Consider the following 20,923-nt stretch of genomic DNA (forward strand, 5'->3'; position numbering starts at 1 on the left):
TCACTCGAATCACGCTGTAGAGCGCGTGTCGTTACGACGCCGTACCGTCCGGCCCTCGGCTGCGGTCAAGCGCAAAGACTCGATCCGGGAGACATAAATCCGTTGACCAAGCGTCGGCGGTGACGGAACATAAGGCGAACATGTAGAGTCTAACCACCATGTCAGCCGCCCTCGATTCGCTTCCTCAGAGCATCGCCCATCTGCGAAGCATTGCGATGCCGATCGCCGAATACCGGGTCCTGCCGTTCGGGGTTGGTGACCTGGACAATCGTCTGAACGGGGGAGGGCTCCGGGCTGGAGCGTTGCACGAGGTCGCCGCACGCACCTGTTCCTTGGTCGACGATGCGGCTGCCACGCTGTTTCTTGCCGGGGTTGCCGCGCGGGAAGCGCGAAACATGCGTGCCCCGGTGCTTTGGGCAAGCTGCCGGAACGATCTCTACGCGCCCGGCTTGGCGCAAGCCGGGTTGTGCTCGGCAAACGTGATCTACGCCCAGCCCAAGGACGACGCCGCGCTTCTGGCGGTCGTCGAGGACGCGATCCGGGATGGCACGCCGGCAGCGGTGGTGGCTGAGGCGGCAAAGGTTTCGATGGTCGCCACGCGCCGCCTGCAGCTTGTCGCGGCGGAAGCCGACATTCCCGTACTGCTCCTGCGCCGTTGGCGGGGCCGATCGCAAGACCCGCTCGGCGAGCCCTCCGCTGCCTGGACGCGCTGGCGGGTTGCCAGCGCCCCGTCGCAGCGGCTCACGGTTGCCGGGGTGGGACGCGCCCGTTGGTCGGTCGAGCTGGCGCGTCAACGCACCGGCGGGTCCTTCTCATTGATCGTGGAGGGGTGCGATGAGACGGGTTGTCTCGCTGTTCCTGCCGCACTTGGCCATCGAGCGGCTGAGACGGCTGGACCGGCACGCCACGCCGCGGCCTGAGCGCTTAGCGCTCCACCTCCCGATCGACGACGATCCGGGTGAATGCTCTGTCCCCAGGGGTGGCGGATGGCGGCCGGGTGCGCGCTGGGCGCGGGCGCAATCCTCGACCAAGGTCGAGGTTGCCGGCAAGATTGCGGCGCTTCCGGCGCATGCACAGCCGCCCATGCGCGAACTCGGGCGGCGATCGGAAGCCGCGAGCCATCCGTACAAGGCTGCGGCGGTCACGCGACCGGCCATGATCGTGACACGGCCCGCAACCGTTCACGCTCCGCTGGCGCTTGTCGGCAAGGTCGGGCGGCGTGAGGAAGTCGTGGCTGCATGCGCTGCGGCGGCCTCGCTCGGCATCCATGTCGGAATGGCCGCCACCCATGCCCGCGCTCTGGTGTCCGATCTCGACTTCCGGCCCGCCCAGCCAGAGGCGGACGCGGTCCTGCTCGACCGCCTGGCGCTGTTTGCCGTTCGGCGCTGGTCGCCCATTGCGGCCGCGACGCCGACCGACGGCCTGTGGCTGGACCTCGCCGGCTGCGATCACCTCTACGGGGGAGAAGAGCGTTTTTGCCGACGCCTGCGCACCTTCTGCCAGCGCGCCGGCTTCACCGCGCGCATTGCGGTCGCAGACACCCCTGGTGCCGCACACGCGCTCGCCCGGTTCGGCCGGGAGGATCTGATGATCGTGCCCGCGGGAGGTACGATACCAGCGATATCGCCGCTACCGATCGCCGCCTTGCGGCTGACCGGGACGGCACTCGGCGCCGCCAAGCGGTTCGGATTCGAGACCATCGCCGACCTTTTGCCGGTCGCGCGCGGCCCGCTCGCGCGGCGGCTGGGCCTGCCCGCCATCACTCGGCTCGATCAAGCGCTCGGCGGCGTGGCGGAGCCGATAACGCCGCGCGAAGATGTCACCCTTCCAGCCGTCGAGCGCCGCCTGCTCGAACCGATCAGCACGGCCGAGGCGATCACACAGGTGATGGAGGATTTGCTCGGCGATTTGGCCGAGGTGCTGCAGGCGAGCGGGCTCGGTGCGCGATCGCTCCGCCTGTCGGGACTTTGCGTCGATGGGACCGAACAGGTCGTGGCTGTCGGGACATCGCGGCCGACACGCGACGTCTCCCATCTCTTGCGCCTCATGAAGCTCAGGATCGAGCGCATCGATCCCGGAATGGGCCTTGAGCATTTCCTGCTGGTGGCACCGCATACCGAGCCGCTCGATGCAGTGGATCTCGGCGCAGTGCTAGCTGGCGAGGTTCTGGTGCGCGACCCCGCGCGCCTCGTCGATGTCGTCGCCGGCCGCATCGGCGCGAATGCGGTCTATCGGATCGCGCCGATCCCGAGCCATGTACCCGAGCGAGCGGTCGCGCACGCCGACCCGGTCGAAATGCCGGCAGGGTGGCCGACATGGCTGCGGCCGGTTCGGCTCTTCGCCAGGCCAGAGCCCTTATGGGGCGTCATTGCGCTGCTGCCCGACCAACCGCCGCGGCGCTTCGAGTGGCGTGGCGAAGCGCACAAGGTCGTCGCCGGCGATGGCCCCGAGCGGATCCACGGCGAATGGTGGCGCCGCGACGCCGAAACCTGGGCGGTACGGGACTATTACCGCGTCGAGGATGAGGCAGGCGGCCGTTTCTGGGTATTCCGGCGCGGCGACGGCACACATGATGATACCGGCGATCTCAGCTGGTGGATCCACGGCGTGTTCGCATGAGCGCGCCCTATGTCGAGCTTCAGGTGCTCACCCATTTCTCTCTGCTGCGCGGCGCGTCGAGCCCCGACGAGCTGTTCGCGGCGGCGGCACTGCTCGGGTGTTCCGCGATTGGGATCAGCGACATCGGTACGGTGGCGGGCGCGTGCGCGCCTGGGAGGCGCAAAAGGCGACCGGCGTCCGCTCGATCGCGGGTACGCGTGTCGATCTCTCCTGCGGGCGCCGCCTGATCCTCTATCCGACCGATCGCCCCGCCTGGTCACGGATCACACGGCTCCTGACCGTCGGGAAGAAGCGGGCGGGGAAGGGGGGCTGCCTGCTGCACTGGCACGACCTTGAGCCATGGTCGGAGGGAATCATCGCTATCCTGCTACCGGACGAGGCGGATCAGGCGAACCTTGCGGCACTTGCCGACCTGAAGACGGTTTACGGCCGACGCGGGTACATGGCGCTGTTCCAGCGACGGCGGCCGGACGACGCTGTCCGTATCGATACGCTGGCTAGGCAGGCTGGCGGCGCCGGGGTTCGCGCGGTCGCAACCGGTGACGTCCTCTACCATGCGCCCGAAGCCCGCCTTCTGCAGGACGTGGTTACGGCCGTGCGCGAGAAGTGCACCGTTGATGAGCTCGGCTACCGCCGTGAGATCAACGCTGATCGCGCGCTCAAATCACCGGAGGAAATGGTCCGGCGCTTTCGTGATTATCCCGATGCGCTGCGCGCCAGCGTCGATATCGCGCGGGCTTGCACCTTCGATCTTGGTGAGCTGTCCTATCAATATCCCCACGAGCGGCTGATCGACGGCCTGAGCGCGCAGGACGCGCTGCAGAAGCTGGCCACCGAGGCGGTCGAGCGGATGTTCGATGGCAACGTCCCGGCCGCCTATACCGACCAGATCGGTCACGAGATGCGGTTGATCGGCGAGCTGGGTTACGCGCCCTATTTCCTGACCGTCTATGCGATCGTGCGCGAAGCACGCCGCCGCGGCATCCTGTGCCAGGGGCGTGGCTCGGCTGCCAACTCGTGCGTGTGCTTCGTACTCGGCGTCACGTCGATCGATCCGATCAAGCACGAGCTTCTCTTCGAGCGCTTCGTGTCGGGGGAGCGGCGCGAACCACCCGACATCGACGTCGACTTCGAGCATGAGCGCCGCGAAGAGATCATCCAGTGGATCTACGAAACCTATGGGCGTGATCGATCCGCGCTGACCGCGGTGGTCCAGCGCTACCGCGCGCGCGGTGCGGTGCGTGATGTCGGCAAGGCGTTGGGGTTGCCCGAAGACCTGACGTCTTCGCTGGCGGGGCTGGTATGGGGCTGGTCCGCCGAAGGCGTGGGCGAGAAGCAGGTCGAGGAGCTGAACCTCGATATCGGCGATCGACGGCTGCGCCTGACCCTGGAACTGGCCCGCAAGCTGATCGGCGTGCCCCGCCACATGAGCCAGCACCCCGGCGGGTTCGTCCTGACCCATGATCGGCTCGACGATCTCGTGCCGATCGAGCCCGCCGCGATGGAAGATCGCCAGATCATCGAGTGGGACAAGGACGACATCGATGCGCTGAAGTTCATGAAGGTCGATGTGCTCGGCCTCGGCATGCTCGGCTGCATGAACCGCGCCTTCAACATGCTCGAGCACGACAAGGGCGTCCGCGTCGGCCTGGCCGACCTCCAGGACGACGATCCGGCGGTGTACGCGATGATCCAGAAGGCCGACACGCTCGGCACCTTCCAGATCGAAAGCCGCGCGCAGATGTCGATGCTGCCGCGGATGAAGCCGCGCCGGTTCTACGATCTCGTGATCCAGGTCGCGATCGTCCGACCGGGGCCGATCCAAGGCGACATGGTTCATCCCTATCTGCGTCGGCGCGAGGGGCTGGAGAAGCCCGAATATCCCCGGCCGGAGCTCCGCGCGGTGCTGGAAAAGACGCTCGGCGTGCCGCTGTTCCAGGAACAGGCGATGAAGGTCGCGATAGTCGGCGCGGGCTTTACCCCGGCCGAAGCGGATCAGCTGCGCCGCGCCATGGCGACCTTCAAGGTCACCGGCGGCGTCTCGCATTTCTCGGAGAAGCTGGTCGAGGGTATGGTTTCCCGCGGTTATCCCCGCGACTTCGCCGAACGCACCTTCCGCCAACTCGAGGGCTTCGGCTCTTATGGGTTTCCGGAAAGCCACGCGGCGAGCTTTGCGAAGATTTCGTACGCATCGAGCTGGATGAAGCATCACCATCCCGACGTCTTCTGTGCTTCGCTCATGAACGCGCAGCCGATGGGATTTTATGCGCCCGCGCAGATCGTGCGCGACGCTCAGGCGCACGATGTCCAGGTCCGGCCCCCGTGCATTAACGCGAGCCGGTGGGACTGCACGTTAGAGCCGACAGGCGGCCGCTACCTCGCGGTTCGGCTCGGGCTTCGCCAGGTGCGCGGGCTGTCGAACGCCGACGGGGCCGCGATCGTAGGGGCGCGCAGCACGACATTTTTCGATTCGATCGAGGACGTGTGGCGTCGATCCGGCGTCCAGCGCGCCGCGATCGAGAAGCTGGCGGATGCCGATGCGTTTCACGCATTCGGCGCCGACCGGCGGCAGGGCCTGTGGAAGGTGAGGGGCCTTGGCGAGGCACCGCTGCCGCTGTTCGCGGCTGCGGACCGCGCTGCGGAGACGATTAGCGCCGAAGGAATCGAACCGTCGGTCGACCTACGACCGCTGACGGACGGTCGCGAAGTGATCGAGGATTACCGTTCGCTGCAGCTCTCGCTGCGGGCGCATCCTCTGACGTTCGTTCGGGGTGAGCTCGCGCGACGTGGCGTGACCGAATGCGCTGAACTCGCGAACATTCGGGATGGCCGGCACGTCGAGGTCGCCGGCATCATCCTGGTGCGCCAGAAGCCCGGCTCGGCCAAGGGCGTGTTGTTCATCACGATCGAGGACGAAACGGGGATCGCCAACGGCATCCTGTGGCCGGATCGGTTCGAGCGGCAACGCCGCACGATCATGTCCGCGTCGATGATCGGCATGAAGGGCAGGGTGCAGAAAGAGGGCGAGGTGATCCACGTCATCTGCGACCGGATCATCGACCATGGTGACCTGCTGCACCGAGTGGGCGAGATGTCGTTCCCCCATCGGACCGGCCGCGGCGATGGGGCCAAGCATGCCGGATCGCCTGACCGCGGTGACGCGGGTTGGAAGCCGGAGCCGCGCAACTGCTACTGGCCGCCGCACGCTGAGGGCATGGATCCCGAGGACGCCGCACGCTTCAAATCGCATGACTTTCGTTGAGCGATGGCAAAGCTCGCTCGCCACCAGCGCGTCGTCATCGCGCTATCGGTCCATATCCTGCGGAGCGGCGTCGCCCGCTGCTCGGACACGCGCGTGGACGGCGTGGAGGTTCGCTTGGCGCTTCGGTGCCTGCTACCGCATTGCCCGGAGCGTTGGCCGCTCGAGCTTTATTGGGATGCGGCGCGCCAGGAAAATGAGATTGGCAGGGCGCAGGGGGTGACCGCCGCGTTCAACGGCATTGTCCGTCAGCTGCGCCGCGCAGGCCGATATGAGGAAGTGCTGGATCAGTGAGAAAGCGTGCCGCCCGCATCCTCAGCTGAGGCACCTCGGGGATGGTGCCCATCGGATGGCATGGATCGATCCGGATGGCGCTTCCTTCCGCCACGGCTTCAGCTTTCTACGTCGGCCGCAGTCAGCAGGATCGGGGGCTCCCCGCCGAGCCGCTTGACGAACTCGCGCTGTGCTATGCGGTGAATGTCGCTCTCGAACTCGATAAAGACCACGAGGGCAGTTTCGGAATCGAGCGTATCGCGATCGCGATCGAGGAGCTGCGTCAAAGCCTCGCTGGTGATGAGGAACTCGACGACTCCTAAGTTGGTGGCACCCGTGAACCCGACGCTCTCGCGTTCGGCAACCCAGTAATAGTCCCCCATCTCGAAACGGACGCTGGGATTGGCCATGCCGCCTTACTCCTCTGGTGTGCTGGAAGCCGGCAGGTGCTCCGCCAGTGCTGCGATACCCTCACCGGTAAAGGTCGTGCTGGAGGCGCCCTCGATCTGGACAGGATGCTCTACCGTTAAGACGGCCGCGGCTTGATGCTCGGGGTCCAGTTTCTGCCAATCGCGAACTGCCCGTTCGAGGTTGGCGACTTCGGCCACGTCGCTATCGCCGCGCGGGACGTTTTCGAGCGAGGCGCTCATCCGCCAGTTGATCTCGGGTGTCTTCGCGCTTTCACCCCAAGTCGCTTCGGTCATGATCGTCTACCTTCTCGCGTGTGGTTCTGGGCGCGATTTCGAATATAGCCCGACAGCGCGTCCGTGCCAGTCCGAAGCCACAATGCGGGAGCTTCAAGGGCCGCGAGGGGCGACCGCGATGATATCGAGCTTGCGCAAGGCTCGTGCCAGGCGTTTGGCATCGAGTAGCCCGATGCCATGGGCGCGAAAGGCGCTCGCGAGTTGTCTCTCGGTCAATGGCGCCGACACCTGATCGAGAACGGCAAGCGCGGCGGCGCGCACCTCAGGGGGTGCAGCCTTCAGGGCGTCTAGGGCTTTCATTCTGCCTCATGAAGGTTGCTCGGTCCGATCGGTAGACCAAAGACATAGCGCCGCGCCATGCGACTTGCACGTGCCACTCCCCGCGATGCCGGCGACCTGAAGAACAACCCGCCACGGCCGACGCTCCGTGTGAGATTACCGGTTCTGTCGATGCCGCCCGAGCAGTCAGTTGCATCCGCGCCTGTCGAACCCGGGCAACGCGTCTCGAACCGGCTATCTCGACTGCCAGCGTAAGGTCGTGTATAACGTACCGTATTAGCCTGATAGGCGCTTATATGAGACGCTAGATGCGATCGACTGTCGCTGATACTCTCCCGCCGCGCGTGAGGCGCAGCTTGACGAAGCTGGGCGCTGATATCGCGCTGGCGCGCAAGAAGCGCAGCCTCACAGTGGTCATGATGGCCGAACGCATCGGTGTGGCCAAGAGCACATATCTCAAGCTGGAGAAAGGCGATCCGACGGTCGCGCTGGGCACGTACGCCATGACGTTCTTCGTTCTGGGGTTCGGCGAAAGCCTCGGAGACATCCTCGACGCCAGGAACGACGAGCAGGGTCTGTTGCTCGACGTGGAGCGCATGCCGCAGCGCGTCCGCAGGCCCAAACCGCCGGTTTCGCTGTGAGGCGGACGATTGGCATTCAGATCGGCGACGAAGCCCGCGGCGTGGGATTGCTGCATTACAATCAGCAGGGGAGCCGGGAGAGCGCAGGCTTCGAATATGATGCCGGCTGGCTCGCCGATCCCGACCGCTTCGCTCTCGAGCCCGCGCTGCCGCTCGTTGCCGGCCCACAATTCCACCGCAAGGTGGGCACCGGTTCTGTTTTCCATGCCGCGATCGCGGACACCGAGCCAGACGGCTGGGGCAAGCGCGTCATTCAGCGCGACCATGCCAAGCGGCGGCAGGATGCCCGCCGCCGCGGTGAGGAGGTCGATGCTCGAGCACTGAATGGCCTCGATTATCTGTTGGCGGTGGACGATGTCAGCCGGGTGGGGGCGCTGCGTCTCGTCGACGAACAAGGGACTGCTCAGCGCGCGACCGAGGATGGTCGCCGCACCACGCCGCCCCTCATCGAGCTGGGTCACCTTCTGGCCGCCAGTCGCGCGGTCGAGACCAATACCGAGACCGCAGCCGATCTCGCCTATTTGCGCGGTCGCGGCACATCGCTTGGCGGCCTGCGCCCCAAATGCACCGTCGTCGATGACGAGGGGCGCTTGTCGATCGGCAAGTTTCCAAGCGTCGCCGACGAGCGCTCGGTTACGCGAGGGGAGGTGCTGGCGATGCGGCTGGCCCGCCGCGCCGGCATCGACGCCGCCGAAGCCCGACTGATCGAGAGCGATGGCGACGCGATCGCGCTGATCCGGCGATTCGATCGGCCCGCGGGGGGCGGACGGCTCATGTACGTCTCGGCGGCCACGATGATCGGTGCGGAGCCCGGCGACGCGCAGGAGCATGCCTATACCGAGATCGTCGATGCGCTTCGGATGAATGGCAGCGCCCCCACCGCCGACATCGAGGAGCTATGGCGCAGGATCGCTTTCTCTATCCTGATCACCAACGTCGACGACCATCTGATGAACCACGGCTTCCTGCACGTCGACCGTGGTCTGTGGCGGCTGGCACCGGCGTTCGATATCAATCCATTCCCTGAGCGAATGCGCGAGCTGAAGACCTGGGTCTCGGAAGAGGTTGGACCTGAAGCGACGATCGACGCGCTGATGTCGGTGCTGGCATACTTTCGCATCACTCTGCCACGCGCGAAAGAGATACTGGCGCAGGTCGAACAGGCCGTCGCTAGCTGGCAAGACGAGGGACGCGCGCTCGGCATGACCAGCGCCAACCTCGATAGCTTTGCCGAGGCGTTCGAGCACGAGGAGCGCGCGGCGGCTCGAGCAGCACTGGCATGATGCAACACTCGACGCCCCGAATGGCAGCTAACAAAAGGATCTGATGATGCGCCTGATCCACACTGCTGACTGGCAGCTCGGCAACTGGATCGAGCCGACGACTGCGCAGTAATGAATGTCTACTATCAGACGCGCTGAGATGGAAGTCACCACGTATGCCACTGGTCTACAATCGCAATCTTGCCGCTGAGGCCGGTGCTGTCGGCCGGCTTATGGGGAAAATGGAATGACGGGCGGGTGGAGGGCTGGCGACACCGTCGCTGGTGATGACGCTCGTAGGCTCGTCGCGGACCAGATCGAACAGCACAGCGCCGGGTTGCATGCCGCGCTTGCAAAGTTTGATCGGCAGTCGGCCTTCTCCGCCTGGTTTGAGACGATCCGCGCCGTTGAGGAGCTCATCAATCTCCCACGTTTCGGTCTGAAAGAGCCGTGGCTCTGGGAAGCGCTCCTGGACCTGCCGATCGACATGACCCGCGAGCCACGCCGATTTCGCGTTCTGCACCACCATATCGTTTACCAGTTCGGGGAGACGTTTGCGCAGAGGTTCACGACCCTGCTGCTGCAGGCCGCTGCGATTGGTATGTCGTTCGCAATGCATGATATCCAATCATCCCGGGGTGCATTCCGATCGATCGGAGCGGTGATCAATTATCTTCAGTCGCGGCGCAGGCACTTGGTGTCGCTCCTCTACACGATACCACAGGCGGCCAACGGGCAACAGGCCGTCCCGCAAATCGATACGCTGAATCAGTTTCTGCCTCTCGTCGAAATCAACGGCGCGACGCTTACGGGTCTCTACCAGAAGGCAATGCTGGTTGAGGTTTTCAAGGATTACACGCTGCACTTCCGGGACAACGACTTCTGCGGATCCCACGAATATCCGATGCTTGATCGGATGCACCTCGAGCCCGAACGGACGTCGATCATCGACATGCAGCCGCTTGAGCCCGCGCTCGTGGAGGCGGTCAACCTCGAGCCTGTGTCGTCCGCCCGCCTCTTCTCTGCAGCAGAGCTTCGAAACGATATCCGGCTTATGGAAGCAGCCTACGCCGAGTTCGATCTCGCTGGGTCCGAATTTCGGTTCGCTGCCGCGTTCGCCCGGCACATCGCTGATCTGGCTGAGGATGACTATTGGGTCAGGCTCTCGCGGCGCAAGTTCGAGCGTGTGGCGTCTGCGCTGCGCCTTCCGCAAGCTCTCCGGCAGGCGCTGGTGCATCGTGCGGGGAGCTATACCGAAAACACCAACAGCTATGCGCCGCTGATCGAGATCGATGGACAACTGACAGGCACCGTCGCTCTGCTGAGCCGCTTCCTCTACTACTGGCGCAACGTCTGTCTCTATAAAAACAGGCGCTATCAAATCAGGTCGGGGTACATTTTCGAAAAAGCGGTGTCGGAGGAGCTCGAGCAGCAGGGATTTTCCCTGACGCCGGTCAAACGCATCAACCATAAGGAGTTCGATGTCGTCACGATCCGTGATGGCATCATTTTCAATATTCAATGCAAAAACAACTTGGTGGACGTCACGAAGCTCGAAGCTACGTTCGCCTGTCGCCCGATACAACCGCGCGCGGTCGGCGAGCTACGAACGGGCGCTCCGAAAGGAAGTGAACCGCGAGAGCCTTCTCCTGAATGAACTCGGCCTAGCACGGGTTGAGCATCTTGTGGTGAGCCGCTTTCCCGTCGCAACCGATAATCCCCGCATCATCTCGTATAGTCAGATCGGAGATATCGGGGCGATCGCAGCGGCGTTGGCACACCGCCAGACCTGATCTCTCAGGATATCCCGGGATCCTACCACATCGTGGCGCAAGTGGGCGTTGATGGCGCTGTTCTTCGGGTTACACTCGCTCCCAACGGTGCTCTCCGAACCTTGGTTGTGGCGCCATCGCAAGCTGGACCGATGTTCGTGACGAATTGGATAACGACGCTCGAAGATGATCCGATCGCACAGGCGATCCTGAACCCCGCGCGGCTTTACGGGGCCGACGAGGCTGCGAAGGCTGCGCCGCGTAAGCCGGGACTCTATGGCTGGTATTTCGACGTAGTCCCGGCCGGTGTCGACGCAGCGGAATGCCATCGGCAGGGGGCGTGGACACTGCTCTACTGCGGGATCTCCCCCAAAAAGCCACCGACCAACGGTCGCCCGCCAAGCCGGTCCCATGTCCACCAGCGCCTGCGGACCCATTTTGGGGGAAACGCCGCAGGCTCGACGCTTCGCCTGACCCTTGGCTGCCTGCTCGAAACTGAAATCGGCACGATCCTGCGGCGGGTTGGGGCGACTGGTCGTCTCACCTTCACCAATCCTGGTGAACAGCTGCTCGACCGCTGGCTGCATGCCCACGCGCGAATTGTCTGGGTAGAGCATCCGACCCCCTGGGAAGCAGAACATGCTTTGCTGGCAAGCGGCCTGCCGTTGCCCCTGAACATCGAGGGCAATCCATGCGCAGCATTCACGGCACCGCTGTCGGCGTTGCGCAGTGCCGCCAAGCGGCGGGCGGAGGGAATGCCATTGATCGGTAACAGCGGTGGTCCCCGCCGCGCGCGACGCAGGTGCAGGGATGAGTAGTGATGTTTTCTGCTGCTACGCGTGCGTCGGCGACGCATTTCTGAAGGCGAGGATCAAGACTGAAGGGGGGATAGAAACCTGCGAGCATTGCGGTGAAGATCGGGAATCTGTCTCTGAATTCGACCTTGGCCAATGGATCGAGGAGGCGTTGGAAGTGTTGATTTCCACTGAGAGCTGACCCGGCGAAGGCAAAAGATTTCCACCGAGAAGTGACCCGTGTCTCAACCTCACCCCGGCGGGCTGTCGGGGGGTCAAGGAGTGATAGACATGGCGTTACTGAGCGTCATCCGGCGCTGGGCATTTCGTGATGGGATGTCGATCCGGGAGATAACTCGCCGCACGGGACTGTCGCGTAACACGATCCGCAAATACCTCCGGTCGGACGCGGTAGAGCCGAAGTTTGAGATAGTCGTCCGGCCAAGCAGGCTGGACCCGTATGCCGAGCGGCTATCGGGCTGGCTGAAGACGGAGACGGCCAAATCGCGCAAGCAACGGCGCACGGGCAAGCAGATTCACGCTGATCTGGTCGCGCTGGGCTATGACGGGTCCTACAGTCGGGTAGCGGCTTTCATCCGGGCGTGGAGAGCGAACCGTCAGATCCAGGAGCAGACGACGGGTCGGGGCACGTTCGTGCCGCTGGTGTTCATGCCTGGCGAAGCCTTTCAGTTTGATTGGAGCGAAGACTGGGCCGTTCTGGGCGGCGAACGGGTGAAGTTGCAGGCAGCGCATACCAAGCTGTCGCACAGCCGGGCGTTCATCGTACGGGCCTATCCGCTCCAGACGCACGAGATGCTGTTCGATGCGCACCAGCATGCCTTCCGGGTGCTCGGCGGGGTGCCGCAGCGCGGGATCTACGACAACATGAAGACGGCGGTCGACCGTATCGGCACGGGCAAGGCACGGCAGGTCAACGCGCGCTTCGCGGCGATGGCGAGCCACTATCTGTTCGAGCCGGAGTTCTGCAATCCGGCGTCTGGCTGGGAGAAGGGACAAGTCGAGAAGAACGTCCAAGATGCGCGTCGCCGTCTGTGGCAGCGGCTGCCGGCATTTCCTCATCTCGACGCCCTCAATGCATGGCTCGAGGAGCAGTGCATCGCCGAGTGGGCGCAGATCCCGCACGGCAACCTTCCCGGCACCGTCGCCGATATATGGGCGCAAGAAGTGCCGGACCTGATGAAACCGGGGCGCCCGTTCGACGGCTTCGTCGAGCATACCAAACGGGTGTCGCCAACCTGTCTCGTCCATTTCGACCGCAACCGCTACAGCGTCCCGGCTTCCTTCGCGAACCGGCCGGTGAGCCTGCGGATCTATCCCGACCGCATCGTCGTGGTCGCCGAGGGGCAAAGGGTGTGCGAGCACGCCCGGGTTATCGACCGGACGCACCGCTCGCCGGGGCGGACCATCTACGACTGGCGGCACTATCTGGCGGTGGTCCAGCGCAAGCCAGGTGCCATGCGAAACGGTGCGCCTTTTACCGAGTTGCCCGACGCCTTCCGACAATTGCGCCAGCAACTGCTCAGGCGAACAGGCGGCGACCGGGAAATGGTCGATATCCTGGCACTGGTGCTCCAGCACGACGAACAGGCGGTGCTGTGCGCTGTCGAACTCGCCCTTGAGGCCGGCGTCGCCACCAAGACCCACATTCTCAACATCCTGCACCGGCTGGTCGACGGCAAGACCGCCAGCGTCACGCCTATCGATGCGCCCCAGGCACTTGTCCTGCGCCGTGAGCCCCAGGCCGATGTCGGTCGATACGACACGCTGATGAAGGAGGTGCGCCATGCGTCATGACCCCGCCAGCGCCGCGGTTGTCGTCATGCTGCGCGACCTGCGGATGTACGGCATGGCCCAGGCCGTCGGCGACCTCATCGAACAGGGCGCACCTGCCTTCGATGCAGCCGTGCCCATCCTGTCCCAGCTGCTGAAAGCCGAGATGGCGGAACGCGAGGTGAGATCCATCGCCTACCAGATCAAGGCAGCGAAGCTGCCGGCGTACAAGGACCTGACCGGCTTCGATTTCACCTCCGCCGAGGTCGACGAGGCCATGGTCCGTCAGCTTCACCAGGGCGATTTCATTGACGGTGCCGACAACGTCGTCCTGATTGGCGGCCCGGGTACCGGCAAGACGCACATCGCCACCGCGCTCGCTGTGCAGGCCATCGAACACCGGCGCAGGAAGGCCCGCTTCTTTGCCACTGTCGACCTGGTCAACGCGCTCGAGCAGGAGAAGGCCATGAACAGGGCCGGGCAGCTCGCCGAGCGCCTGCTCCGCCTTGACCTCGTCGTCCTTGACGAGTTGGGCTACCTGCCGTTCAGCTCCTCGGGCGGCGCCATGCTGTTCCACCTGCTCAGCAAGCTCTACGAGCAGACCAGCGTCGTCATCACCACGAACCTCAGCTTCAGCGAGTGGGCCGGGGTCTTCGGCGACGCCAAGATGACTACCGCGCTCCTCGACCGCCTCACTCACCATTGCCACATCGTCGAGACCGGCAACGACAGCTTCCGGTTCCGCGTCCGGTCAGAGGCCGGCAAGTCCAAAAAGGAGAAGGCTGCGACTTGACCCGCAACTCCGCGGGCCTGACATTACCCCCACGACCCGGGTCACTTCTCGATGAAAACGCCGGGTCAACTCTCAGTGCAAATCAACACCTACCACTCACTTCGACGCGAAGGCGAAGCGTGGACCTGGAAGTTTTCGCCATCAGTGTTCAAGCGGGATAATGTGCCCAGCGAATGGCTTGAGATGGGCAGAACGCTGGTCGAGGCGCCAGGCCGCAAGGCGATAGTACACGGCGAGCAAAGCCTCCTTTTTACAAATGATTCCAGTGATTACGTGCGCGAGCTCGGCGGTATCGATATTCCGATCATCGCTGTACCCGAAGCTCGGCACCATCTGATGCTGGATCAGCCGCTGGCGTTCGTCGCTGCCTTGCGCGCGTTGCTGGCGGGTTGGAGCATCGAGCGCAATTAGTACGGTTTGATGCCGGGCTCGAACAGCAACGGGCGGGATTGACCCCGCCCGTTGCTTGACCTGCGCTCATGCGTGACAACACCGGTCGGTGTCTGGTTGCCGATGGATGAAAGATGCCGCGCCGGGTGATGCTACCGATCGGCTTTCGGGGCGCGGCGAGCAGCCGTGCGCGCCGGGTGTCGCGATCGACAGGCTCGCGGTGATGAAGTGGATCGCGGTGCGCAGCGCAATCATTGCTCGCGCCACTGTTCGACCAGCGCCACCATCGCGTCGCGGTAGCCCCAGGCATCGGGATAGACGGTCGGCTTTTGCGCGAGATACGCCATGACGATCAGCATATCCTCGGCAATGGTCGCGTCGCAATTGCAGAGGTGCAGAACCGGGAAATGGCCGTTGTCGCCACCATTCCACCACGCCAACAGGAAGTCGGCCGCGCGTCCGGCTTGGCCGGCGTCGGACCCGGCGACGACGATCAGGCGGGCGATAGCCTCGCCTACCCATCGAAGGCGACGGCGCGGATCGCGGGGCGGCGTTGGGGTGGTGACATAGCGGTGGCTCCTATCGGCATCTTGGCGCGGTCATGCGGGGAAGGGAACGGGGACCAACAGCGCGTTGTCGCGCGGGACGACTTGTACGGTCTTTTCGGCGCGTTCCGCGTCAATTAATTCGCCATAAACTTGGTTAGGGTCTGCAAGAACGGGGCGAGGGCGGCGAAAAGGCCGTTAACCCCTACTCAGCAATGCGCGGCCACTTTAGGAAGCGAACGATCCGACTAGGCGGAGGCGCTCCCAAACGCGGATCAGTCAAAAGGCCGGCGACGACCGCGGCTTTCCCGTTCTTGCTCAATGCGGGACGGCTGATACAAAATGACGCGCCCGGCCAGCGCGCGATCCGCGCAATTCTTGGACCGGCTCCGATTTTCGGTCCCTAACAGGATACGAGTCGGTTTGGCCCTACGCTTTGGGTCGGCTGCTTCGAATAGATCGTTGTGCACGCGCCGCGGACGCCGTTGGACATCGCCTACTCGGACCTTCCGAACGTTGGGTGCCCTGGATTAGGCGCTTCGAAGAGCGGTGCCTCTTTGGATTACCGGCTCTCTCCGGCTGCCCCATCACCGGTAGCGAGATTTCCAAGAGACAGTGGGACTCAGACGACTCCAAAATTGACAGCTTGCTTACGACTATCTAGAAGATGGGTCCAAACAATGGGCTTAGGAGGCTCGGATGGTCGTTGGTGCGGGAATAGACACGTTGTGCGCAGATGAGGCCCGCAAATTCAATCTTTTGGCACCGCCAGACGAATATTTTGATGATCCAAGCAAATACTTTAAGCTTTTGCGGGATCATGACCCAGTGCACAAGCAAGCGGACGGTACCGTTCTGCTCAGTCGTTATGAAGATGTGCGTCAGATTTGGCGCGACCTTACCGGTCTTGTGTTTAAAGGCGGTTATTTTAAAAGAACGCTTTGGAGAAGGCCCTCTTCTTGAGCACCACACGTCAACGATGCTGTTCCGCGATGATCCGGACCATGAGCGCCTACGTAATATCGTAAATCCCTTCTTCTCGCAGGCCTCGATAAAAGGACTTACCGGCTTCACAGAGCAGGTAGTCGAACACGAGATAGACAAGGTCAGAAAGATGGGCTCATTTGATTTTGTCCATGATTTCGCATTCCGCATTCCAGTAACGCTGATCTGTCGCGTTATTGGAGTCCCCTTGAATGATGCCGACTACATACAATCAGTGGGTCGAAAGGTGCTTTTCCCACTAAATCCGCAGGTTTCTACTGAGGCTATCGAACAAGGCCATAAGGCTGTTGCCGAGTTTAAGGACTATCTCCGGGTCCATCTTGACGAAGTAAAGTCACGTCTAGCAATCGATCGAGAGGAAAGTATACTTTGTGCAATGGCATCATCTCAGCGCGAAGGCGTCGAGGTTAGTGATGAGAGATTTTGCACATGTGCATCGTGACCTTAAATGGTGGGCATGAGACGACTACAAATTTGATCTCGCAATCAATCCATTTCCTAATGAATGATCCAGCCAGTATGCGTCAATTAAGAGAAGGCGAAGTGCCTTTGCAAACTGCCTTTGAAGAGTTGACCCGCTTTATAACCCCTCTTCAACTTCAGGGGCGCCGGACAACTCAGAATATCGAGTTGACCAGCGGCAACGGCACCATCCCAGCAGGCACCGAAGTCATACTTTCCCAAGCTTCCGCCAATAGGGATGAACGCGTCTTTGAGGACCCTGACAAGCTAGTTCTAGGACGTCGACCAAATAACCACGTAGCTTTTGGGGCTGGCATCCATGTATGTCTAGGCCGGCCACTCGCCCGCTTGGAAGCACCTATCGCAGTCGCTGCCGTGCTAAAAAAACTGCCAAACCTTACGCGTAACGGCGATGCAAAGTTTCATCGCAACACGCGATTTCGAGGTTTGGAGCAGTTTCCGGTCAAGCTGGTTTAACAGCAGCAACCACGTTCTGCCGCAAGCAGGATGACGGAGCTACAATAGGCTTTTGAATCGTTAGGAAGATGTTATGCAGATCTGCCGTTTCGAAAAATACAAAGTGGGTATAATTTTGGGTGATGAGGTCGTAGATGTTACGTCCGCACTAGGTATCCTTCCCGAGTCGAGGTATCCACTGCCGAGATACGACCTAATGATCGCAAATCTGGATCAACTCAAAACTAGTTTCGATGAAGCTGCTCAGTATGGCGAGCGAAAACCTGTCTCTAGCGTTGATTTCGACGCGCCCGTCGCCAATCCAGGTAAACTTGTCGCGGCTCCTGTTAATTACGTTAAACACTTAGAAGAAGCCCGCGAGCAAGTAGAGTTGCATCATAACAACTCGGCACAGATCCGTATGATACATGAGACGGGTTTATTTCTAAAAGCCACCAGCAGTCTTATTGGGCCTTCTGAGCCAGTGAGACTACGCTTTCCAGAGCGGCGAACTGATCACGAGATTGAACTTGCCGTTGTTATTGGTAAACGAGCTGATCGGGTTCCGGCCAACCGAGCACTTGAGTATGTAGCTGGGTACTCGATTGGGCTCGATATGACGGTCCGGGGTGCCGAGGAAAGAAGTATGCGTAAGTCGATTGATAGCTATTCTGTTTTAGGTCCATGGTTTGTGACTTCGGACGAGCTTTCGGATCCATCCAATCTCGACTTTGAACTTAAGGTTGATGGGGTGACCAAACAGAAGGCAAATACTCGCGATCTTGTTTTAAGCGTTCCCGAACTCATCGAAATGGCAAGTCGCTTTTATTGTCTTGAGCCCGGAGACGTAATATTTACCGGGACGCCTGAGGGTGTTGGAGAGGTTAAGGCGGGAAACCGATTAACTGCGTGCGTCGAGGGCATCGGATGCATGACAGTAAATATAGCCTAAGTCATCATTTTATCAAATTTGCAATGGCGAGTGGATCTAAAGTATCAGCTATAAGATCAATCCCGTTAATACATTGTCGGAATTGAAGGACGTGTACGCTTGCCTGACGCCTTTACGAAGTTTTGAAGAGTAGAAATAACTGGTGATGCTCATTTGGGTTTAGGTCGTCTAATAACAACGACTTGAGCCTATCAACCCTCCCACTTGCTTCCTTATACAGTCTCTCACCTGTTGTCGTCAGCGTCAGAACTTTCAGACGTCCGTCGGCCTCGCTTTTTGCGATGCAAATCAAGTCGCGTTTCGCGAGTGCCGTAGCGGTCCTACCACAACTTGCTTTATCAACCCCTGCGCGACGAGCGATCTCTGTTACAGATTGCCCCGGAAAACTGTGAGTCGCAGCGATCGTTATCCAGCTTATAGGCGAAAGGTCTAAGCCACTCATCGCCTCATCGAAACAGTGTAGAAAAATCTGGTAACTGCGCCGTATCAGATGTGCGGGATGATTTATCAAGTCGCTAAAAGATATGTCGCTATTTGGCGAAAACGCACGCGGATTGACCATCGCAAGTTTTGTCAATTATTATATCCGATTCTTAATTTCTGAAGTGCAATGGACAAAGCCTTGCATCTGCGTTCGCTGCCGACGGCGACGAGCAATAGCACATCGCAGCCTGATCTTCCGTAAAAAAAACGACGCATCCAAGCCTTAGGCCTCGCTGCCCTGAAACGTTTGCACTCTCGTTTAGAGCAACGGCGATGACTGGCTAGGGAGCGTGGAGGGATTAGTTGACGCTGGATCGAACGGTTGATTCAGGGCTTCCCTTTAAAGGCGTGAGCGAGCTGGGGCGATCTGAGCGAGGCGGAGTGGCGGGCCTTGAAGGATCTGTTGCCGATCGATCCATCGATGCGTGGTCGCGGACGGCGTCCGGCCGAGAACCGAGCGGTTCTGAACGGTATCTCTGGCAGCGCTGTTGGGCGCCCCGACGCAGCAGTGCCCAGACGATACGCGCCACCTTGGCTGCCAGTGCCTCCACGGCGGTGTCGTGATGGAAACGTGAAATAAGGCCGCGCAGCTAGGCGCCAAGTCGTGGGTCGCTCTTGCCCATAGTCGGCAGCGATGCTCGGGCACCGTGGATCAGGTTTTTCCGCAGATAGCTGCCTCCGCGCTTGGCGATGCCGAGCAACCGCGGTTTACTCCCGGTCATCGCTTGACGCGGCACGAGCCTAAGCCAGGCGGCAAGATCCGTCCCCCGTCCGAAAACTCGAGGGTCGCCAACTGCAGCTACCAGCGCCGTCGCGTTCAGCGCGCCGATGCCAGGAATGGTCAGGAGGCGCTGCGTTCGCTCATCCGTAAGCGGTGTTCTCGCACCACGCCGGGGGCTCGCTTCCACGGCATAAGCGTGTCGATCTTGTTGGCCGGGTGACCGCCGGCGAGCCGGCATAGCGTGTCGGCGAGCCACGCCTGAGGGTTGATGCTGTTCAGTTTGCAGGTCTCGATCAGCGAGGCGATGACGGCCCAGTTGGCGGCACCATCATCGGAACCGGCAAAGAGCGCATGCTAGCAATTGAGCACCAGCGGCCGGATCGAACGCTCGACGATATTGGATCTCGATGCGACCGTCATCGAGGAACCGGGTCAACCCGGTCCAGCGGGTCAGGGTGTACCGGATCGCGTCGGCGAGCTTGCTCTTCCGGCTCGACCTAGCGAGGCTTGCGTCGAGGAACGTGCGCAGGTCGGAGACGATCGGCGCGTTCAGCTTCAGGCGCGTTGCCCGTCTGGCGTCAGGATCCAGGCCGCGGATATCCTGCTCGACCGCATAAAGCCGCGCGATGCGAGCCAGGCCCTCGGCGGCGACCGGGCCTCACGCGGCAAGTTCGAAGAAGCCGCGTCGCACGTGCGACCAGCAATAGGCGAGATGTACCTGGTTCGATCGAACAAGCGCGTTGTAGCCGGCATAGCGTCGACCTGCAGCACGCCGGCAAAGCCAGCGAGATGCTCGCGCGGACGCTCGCCTTTGCGGTCAGGCGCATAGACATAGGCAACGGCGGGCGGATCGCACCCGCCCCACGGTCTGTCGTCACGGGCGTCTGCCCGGAACTGCCCGGTCTTGGTCCGCTCTCGTCCGGGATCGAGCCCGGGGGCAGCCGTCTCGTCAGCGAACAGCTTCGTGCTGCGCTTGAGCTCGACGAGCAGGTGATCGCGCAAGGGTGTAAGCCACCAGGCGGCACGCCCCACCCAGTCGGCCAGCGTCGAACGATCGAGGTTTATGCCCTGCCGTGCGCAGATCTGCGCCTGACGGTAAAGCGGCAGATGGTCAGCATACTTGGACACCAGCACATGTGCGATGAGCGCTTCGGTCGGAAGGCCGCCTAAGACGGTACGCGGCGGGGCCGGTGCCTGGACGGGGGCCGCCTCGCAGTTCCGGGACCCGTAGCGCAGGCGGCGGGTGACCAGCACCCGGAACGTCGCAGAGACCATGTCGAGCCGCTCGAGACATCTTCGCCGATGACATGCAGCGCCCCGCCGCAACACGAACACGCCGTGTTCTCGAGCTGGATCACCTGTTCGATGCGTTCGAGGTGGGCAGGCTGGCGCCAGCGATTAGCGTTGCGCGGCGTCGACGCCCGCTCCGGCCGGGCGCTCTCGAGACCCGTTGCGACAGGAGCGAGCGCCACCTCGGTCTCTTCGAAGGCCAGGCTCAGTTGATCGTCGGAAAGCTGTTCCGAGCGGGTACCGAAGCGATGCGGGTTGAGGGCGGCAATGATACCACTCAGCCGTTCGATCTCGGCGTTGGCCTCGGCACTGACGGTCTGCAGGTTGGCGATCTGCTCGCGAGCCTCCACGAGCATCGCGATGAGCACGGCGGGATCGTCAGGGAGGTCCGCGTCGACCAGCATGGCATGAGTGGATCAGCTGACGTGACCC

The 20,923-nt window shown here is 62.1% G+C and carries 19 protein-coding genes and 4 pseudogenes; 17 read left to right on the forward strand and 6 right to left on the reverse strand.

The features are described 5' to 3' along the window. Positions 1–158: 158 nt before the first annotated feature. The 4 genes and pseudogenes from NI18_RS21400 to NI18_RS21415 all read left to right on the forward strand — a co-directional run bounded on the left by NI18_RS21400 (position 159) and on the right by NI18_RS21415 (position 6,172). Positions 159–920, forward strand: coding sequence for a protein ImuA (locus tag NI18_RS21400; protein WP_306286593.1), 762 nt, complete (start codon positions 159–161; stop codon positions 918–920). After that, on the forward strand, positions 835–2,619 hold the full coding sequence (locus NI18_RS21405; RefSeq protein ID WP_347574900.1) for a DNA polymerase Y family protein: 1,785 nt from the start codon (positions 835–837) through the stop codon (positions 2,617–2,619). The genes NI18_RS21400 and NI18_RS21405 overlap by 86 nt, the downstream gene beginning before the upstream one ends. Further along, positions 2,616–5,881 (forward strand): annotated as a pseudogene (locus NI18_RS21410) (error-prone DNA polymerase). Before NI18_RS21405 ends, NI18_RS21410 begins: the two are co-directional and overlap by 4 nt. Positions 5,882–5,884: 3 nt before the next feature. Further along, entirely contained in the window at positions 5,885–6,172 is a 288-nt protein-coding gene (locus NI18_RS21415) for a hypothetical protein (protein WP_037533385.1), read from the forward strand. 98 nt (positions 6,173–6,270) lie between these two features. Here the strand turns inward: NI18_RS21415 and NI18_RS21420 are convergent, their stop codons facing one another. From NI18_RS21420 to NI18_RS21430, 3 genes are all read right to left on the reverse strand, one after another. Next, on the reverse strand, positions 6,271–6,561 hold the full coding sequence (locus NI18_RS21420; RefSeq protein ID WP_037533388.1) for a DUF1488 family protein: 291 nt from the start codon (positions 6,559–6,561) through the stop codon (positions 6,271–6,273). Positions 6,562–6,567: 6 nt separating this feature from the next. Further along, positions 6,568–6,855 carry a hypothetical protein gene (locus tag NI18_RS21425; protein WP_037533391.1) on the reverse strand — a complete coding sequence of 96 codons (288 nt, stop codon included), beginning with the start codon at positions 6,853–6,855 and terminating at the stop codon, positions 6,568–6,570. A 93-nt stretch (positions 6,856–6,948) separates the two neighbouring features. Next, complete coding sequence (locus NI18_RS21430) at positions 6,949–7,155, reverse strand: hypothetical protein (RefSeq protein ID WP_037533394.1); 207 nt, start codon at positions 7,153–7,155, stop codon at positions 6,949–6,951. A 335-nt stretch (positions 7,156–7,490) separates the two neighbouring features. Here NI18_RS21430 and NI18_RS21435 point away from each other — a divergent pair, with 335 nt between their 5' ends. From NI18_RS21435 to NI18_RS21465, 9 genes and pseudogenes are all read left to right on the forward strand, one after another. Next, positions 7,491–7,775: a helix-turn-helix transcriptional regulator gene (locus tag NI18_RS21435; RefSeq protein ID WP_198527092.1), complete on the forward strand. Its 285-nt coding sequence runs from the start codon at positions 7,491–7,493 to the stop codon at positions 7,773–7,775. A gap of 41 nt (positions 7,776–7,816) precedes the next feature. Then, positions 7,817–9,058, forward strand: coding sequence for a type II toxin-antitoxin system HipA family toxin (locus NI18_RS21440; RefSeq protein ID WP_306286594.1), 1,242 nt, complete (start codon positions 7,817–7,819; stop codon positions 9,056–9,058). A 122-nt stretch (positions 9,059–9,180) separates the two neighbouring features. Continuing rightward, positions 9,181–9,288: pseudogene (locus NI18_RS27635) on the forward strand (integrase); the annotation flags it as partial. Further along, positions 9,285–10,694 (forward strand): hypothetical protein, encoded by a 1,410-nt coding sequence (locus tag NI18_RS21445; RefSeq protein ID WP_128082377.1) that lies wholly within the window; start codon positions 9,285–9,287, stop codon positions 10,692–10,694. The pseudogene NI18_RS27635 and the gene NI18_RS21445, both read left to right, overlap by 4 nt. Positions 10,695–10,961: 267 nt before the next feature. Further along, positions 10,962–11,627, forward strand: coding sequence for a GIY-YIG nuclease family protein (locus tag NI18_RS21450; RefSeq protein ID WP_052149418.1), 666 nt, complete (start codon positions 10,962–10,964; stop codon positions 11,625–11,627). Further along, positions 11,620–11,805 (forward strand): hypothetical protein, encoded by a 186-nt coding sequence (locus NI18_RS26015; protein ID WP_198527093.1) that lies wholly within the window; start codon positions 11,620–11,622, stop codon positions 11,803–11,805. Before NI18_RS21450 ends, NI18_RS26015 begins: the two co-directional genes overlap by 8 nt. Positions 11,806–11,894: 89 nt before the next feature. After that, entirely contained in the window at positions 11,895–13,418 is a 1,524-nt protein-coding gene (istA, locus tag NI18_RS21455) for an IS21 family transposase (protein ID WP_037533405.1), read from the forward strand. Next, positions 13,408–14,187 carry an IS21-like element helper ATPase IstB gene (gene istB / locus NI18_RS21460; protein WP_037533408.1) on the forward strand — a complete coding sequence of 260 codons (780 nt, stop codon included), beginning with the start codon at positions 13,408–13,410 and terminating at the stop codon, positions 14,185–14,187. Before istA ends, istB begins: the two co-directional genes overlap by 11 nt. A 51-nt stretch (positions 14,188–14,238) precedes the next feature. Further along, on the forward strand, positions 14,239–14,598 hold the full coding sequence (locus NI18_RS21465) for an alpha/beta hydrolase (RefSeq protein WP_306286595.1): 360 nt from the start codon (positions 14,239–14,241) through the stop codon (positions 14,596–14,598). Between the two features lie 230 nt (positions 14,599–14,828). On the opposite strand, the gene NI18_RS28210 is transcribed toward NI18_RS21465, so the two are convergent. Continuing rightward, a complete protein-coding gene (locus NI18_RS28210) occupies positions 14,829–15,017 on the reverse strand; it encodes a hypothetical protein (RefSeq protein ID WP_347574901.1) in 189 nt (62 codons plus the stop codon). An 804-nt stretch (positions 15,018–15,821) separates the two neighbouring features. On the opposite strand from NI18_RS28210, the gene NI18_RS26020 reads away from it, so the two are divergent. The 4 genes from NI18_RS26020 (at position 15,822) to NI18_RS23935 (ending at position 17,997) form a co-directional block, all read left to right on the forward strand. Further along, the gene (locus NI18_RS26020) at positions 15,822–16,085 is read left to right on the forward strand and encodes a hypothetical protein (protein WP_198527094.1); all 264 of its coding nucleotides are present in this window, start codon (positions 15,822–15,824) and stop codon (positions 16,083–16,085) included. A 16-nt stretch (positions 16,086–16,101) separates the two neighbouring features. Continuing rightward, positions 16,102–16,569 carry a cytochrome P450 gene (locus tag NI18_RS26025; protein ID WP_198527095.1) on the forward strand — a complete coding sequence of 156 codons (468 nt, stop codon included), beginning with the start codon at positions 16,102–16,104 and terminating at the stop codon, positions 16,567–16,569. Then, positions 16,557–17,066 (forward strand): cytochrome P450, encoded by a 510-nt coding sequence (locus NI18_RS26030; RefSeq protein ID WP_198527096.1) that lies wholly within the window; start codon positions 16,557–16,559, stop codon positions 17,064–17,066. The genes NI18_RS26025 and NI18_RS26030 overlap by 13 nt, the downstream gene beginning before the upstream one ends. 196 nt (positions 17,067–17,262) lie before the next feature. Next, positions 17,263–17,997, forward strand: a complete 735-nt coding sequence (locus NI18_RS23935; protein ID WP_306286596.1) for a fumarylacetoacetate hydrolase family protein — start codon at positions 17,263–17,265, stop codon at positions 17,995–17,997. A 977-nt stretch (positions 17,998–18,974) separates the two neighbouring features. On the opposite strand, the pseudogene NI18_RS23950 reads toward NI18_RS23935, so the two are convergent. Beyond that, positions 18,975–19,349, reverse strand: a pseudogene (locus NI18_RS23950) (transposase); the annotation flags it as partial. Beyond that, positions 19,322–20,895: pseudogene (locus NI18_RS21475) on the reverse strand (IS66 family transposase). The pseudogenes NI18_RS21475 and NI18_RS23950, both read right to left, overlap by 28 nt. Positions 20,896–20,923: the final 28 nt, after the last annotated feature.

The organism is Sphingomonas sp. Ant20 (genome assembly GCF_000783375.1).
In the GTDB taxonomy this organism is placed as follows: Bacteria; Pseudomonadota; Alphaproteobacteria; order Sphingomonadales; family Sphingomonadaceae; genus Sphingomonas; species Sphingomonas aerolata.

Bases quoted from the DNA above. Each gene is read 5' to 3' on its own strand.
- NI18_RS21400 (WP_306286593.1), top strand. From the start codon at position 159: ATGTCAGCCGCCCTCGATTCGCTTCCTCAGAGCATCGCCCATCTGCGA.
- NI18_RS21405 (WP_347574900.1), top strand. From the start codon at position 835: ATGAGACGGGTTGTCTCGCTGTTCCTGCCGCACTTGGCCATCGAGCGG.
- NI18_RS21415 (WP_037533385.1), top strand. From the start codon at position 5,885: ATGGCAAAGCTCGCTCGCCACCAGCGCGTCGTCATCGCGCTATCGGTC.
- NI18_RS21420 (WP_037533388.1), bottom strand. From the start codon at position 6,561: ATGGCCAATCCCAGCGTCCGTTTCGAGATGGGGGACTATTACTGGGTT.
- NI18_RS21425 (WP_037533391.1), bottom strand. From the start codon at position 6,855: ATGACCGAAGCGACTTGGGGTGAAAGCGCGAAGACACCCGAGATCAAC.
- NI18_RS21430 (WP_037533394.1), bottom strand. From the start codon at position 7,155: ATGAAAGCCCTAGACGCCCTGAAGGCTGCACCCCCTGAGGTGCGCGCC.
- NI18_RS21445 (WP_128082377.1), top strand. From the start codon at position 9,285: ATGACGGGCGGGTGGAGGGCTGGCGACACCGTCGCTGGTGATGACGCT.
- NI18_RS21450 (WP_052149418.1), top strand. From the start codon at position 10,962: ATGTTCGTGACGAATTGGATAACGACGCTCGAAGATGATCCGATCGCA.
- NI18_RS26015 (WP_198527093.1), top strand. From the start codon at position 11,620: ATGAGTAGTGATGTTTTCTGCTGCTACGCGTGCGTCGGCGACGCATTT.
- istA (WP_037533405.1), top strand. From the start codon at position 11,895: ATGGCGTTACTGAGCGTCATCCGGCGCTGGGCATTTCGTGATGGGATG.
- istB (WP_037533408.1), top strand. From the start codon at position 13,408: ATGCGTCATGACCCCGCCAGCGCCGCGGTTGTCGTCATGCTGCGCGAC.
- NI18_RS21465 (WP_306286595.1), top strand. From the start codon at position 14,239: ATGAAAACGCCGGGTCAACTCTCAGTGCAAATCAACACCTACCACTCA.
- NI18_RS26020 (WP_198527094.1), top strand. From the start codon at position 15,822: ATGGTCGTTGGTGCGGGAATAGACACGTTGTGCGCAGATGAGGCCCGC.
- NI18_RS26025 (WP_198527095.1), top strand. From the start codon at position 16,102: ATGCTGTTCCGCGATGATCCGGACCATGAGCGCCTACGTAATATCGTA.
- NI18_RS26030 (WP_198527096.1), top strand. From the start codon at position 16,557: ATGTGCATCGTGACCTTAAATGGTGGGCATGAGACGACTACAAATTTG.
- NI18_RS23935 (WP_306286596.1), top strand. From the start codon at position 17,263: ATGATCGCAAATCTGGATCAACTCAAAACTAGTTTCGATGAAGCTGCT.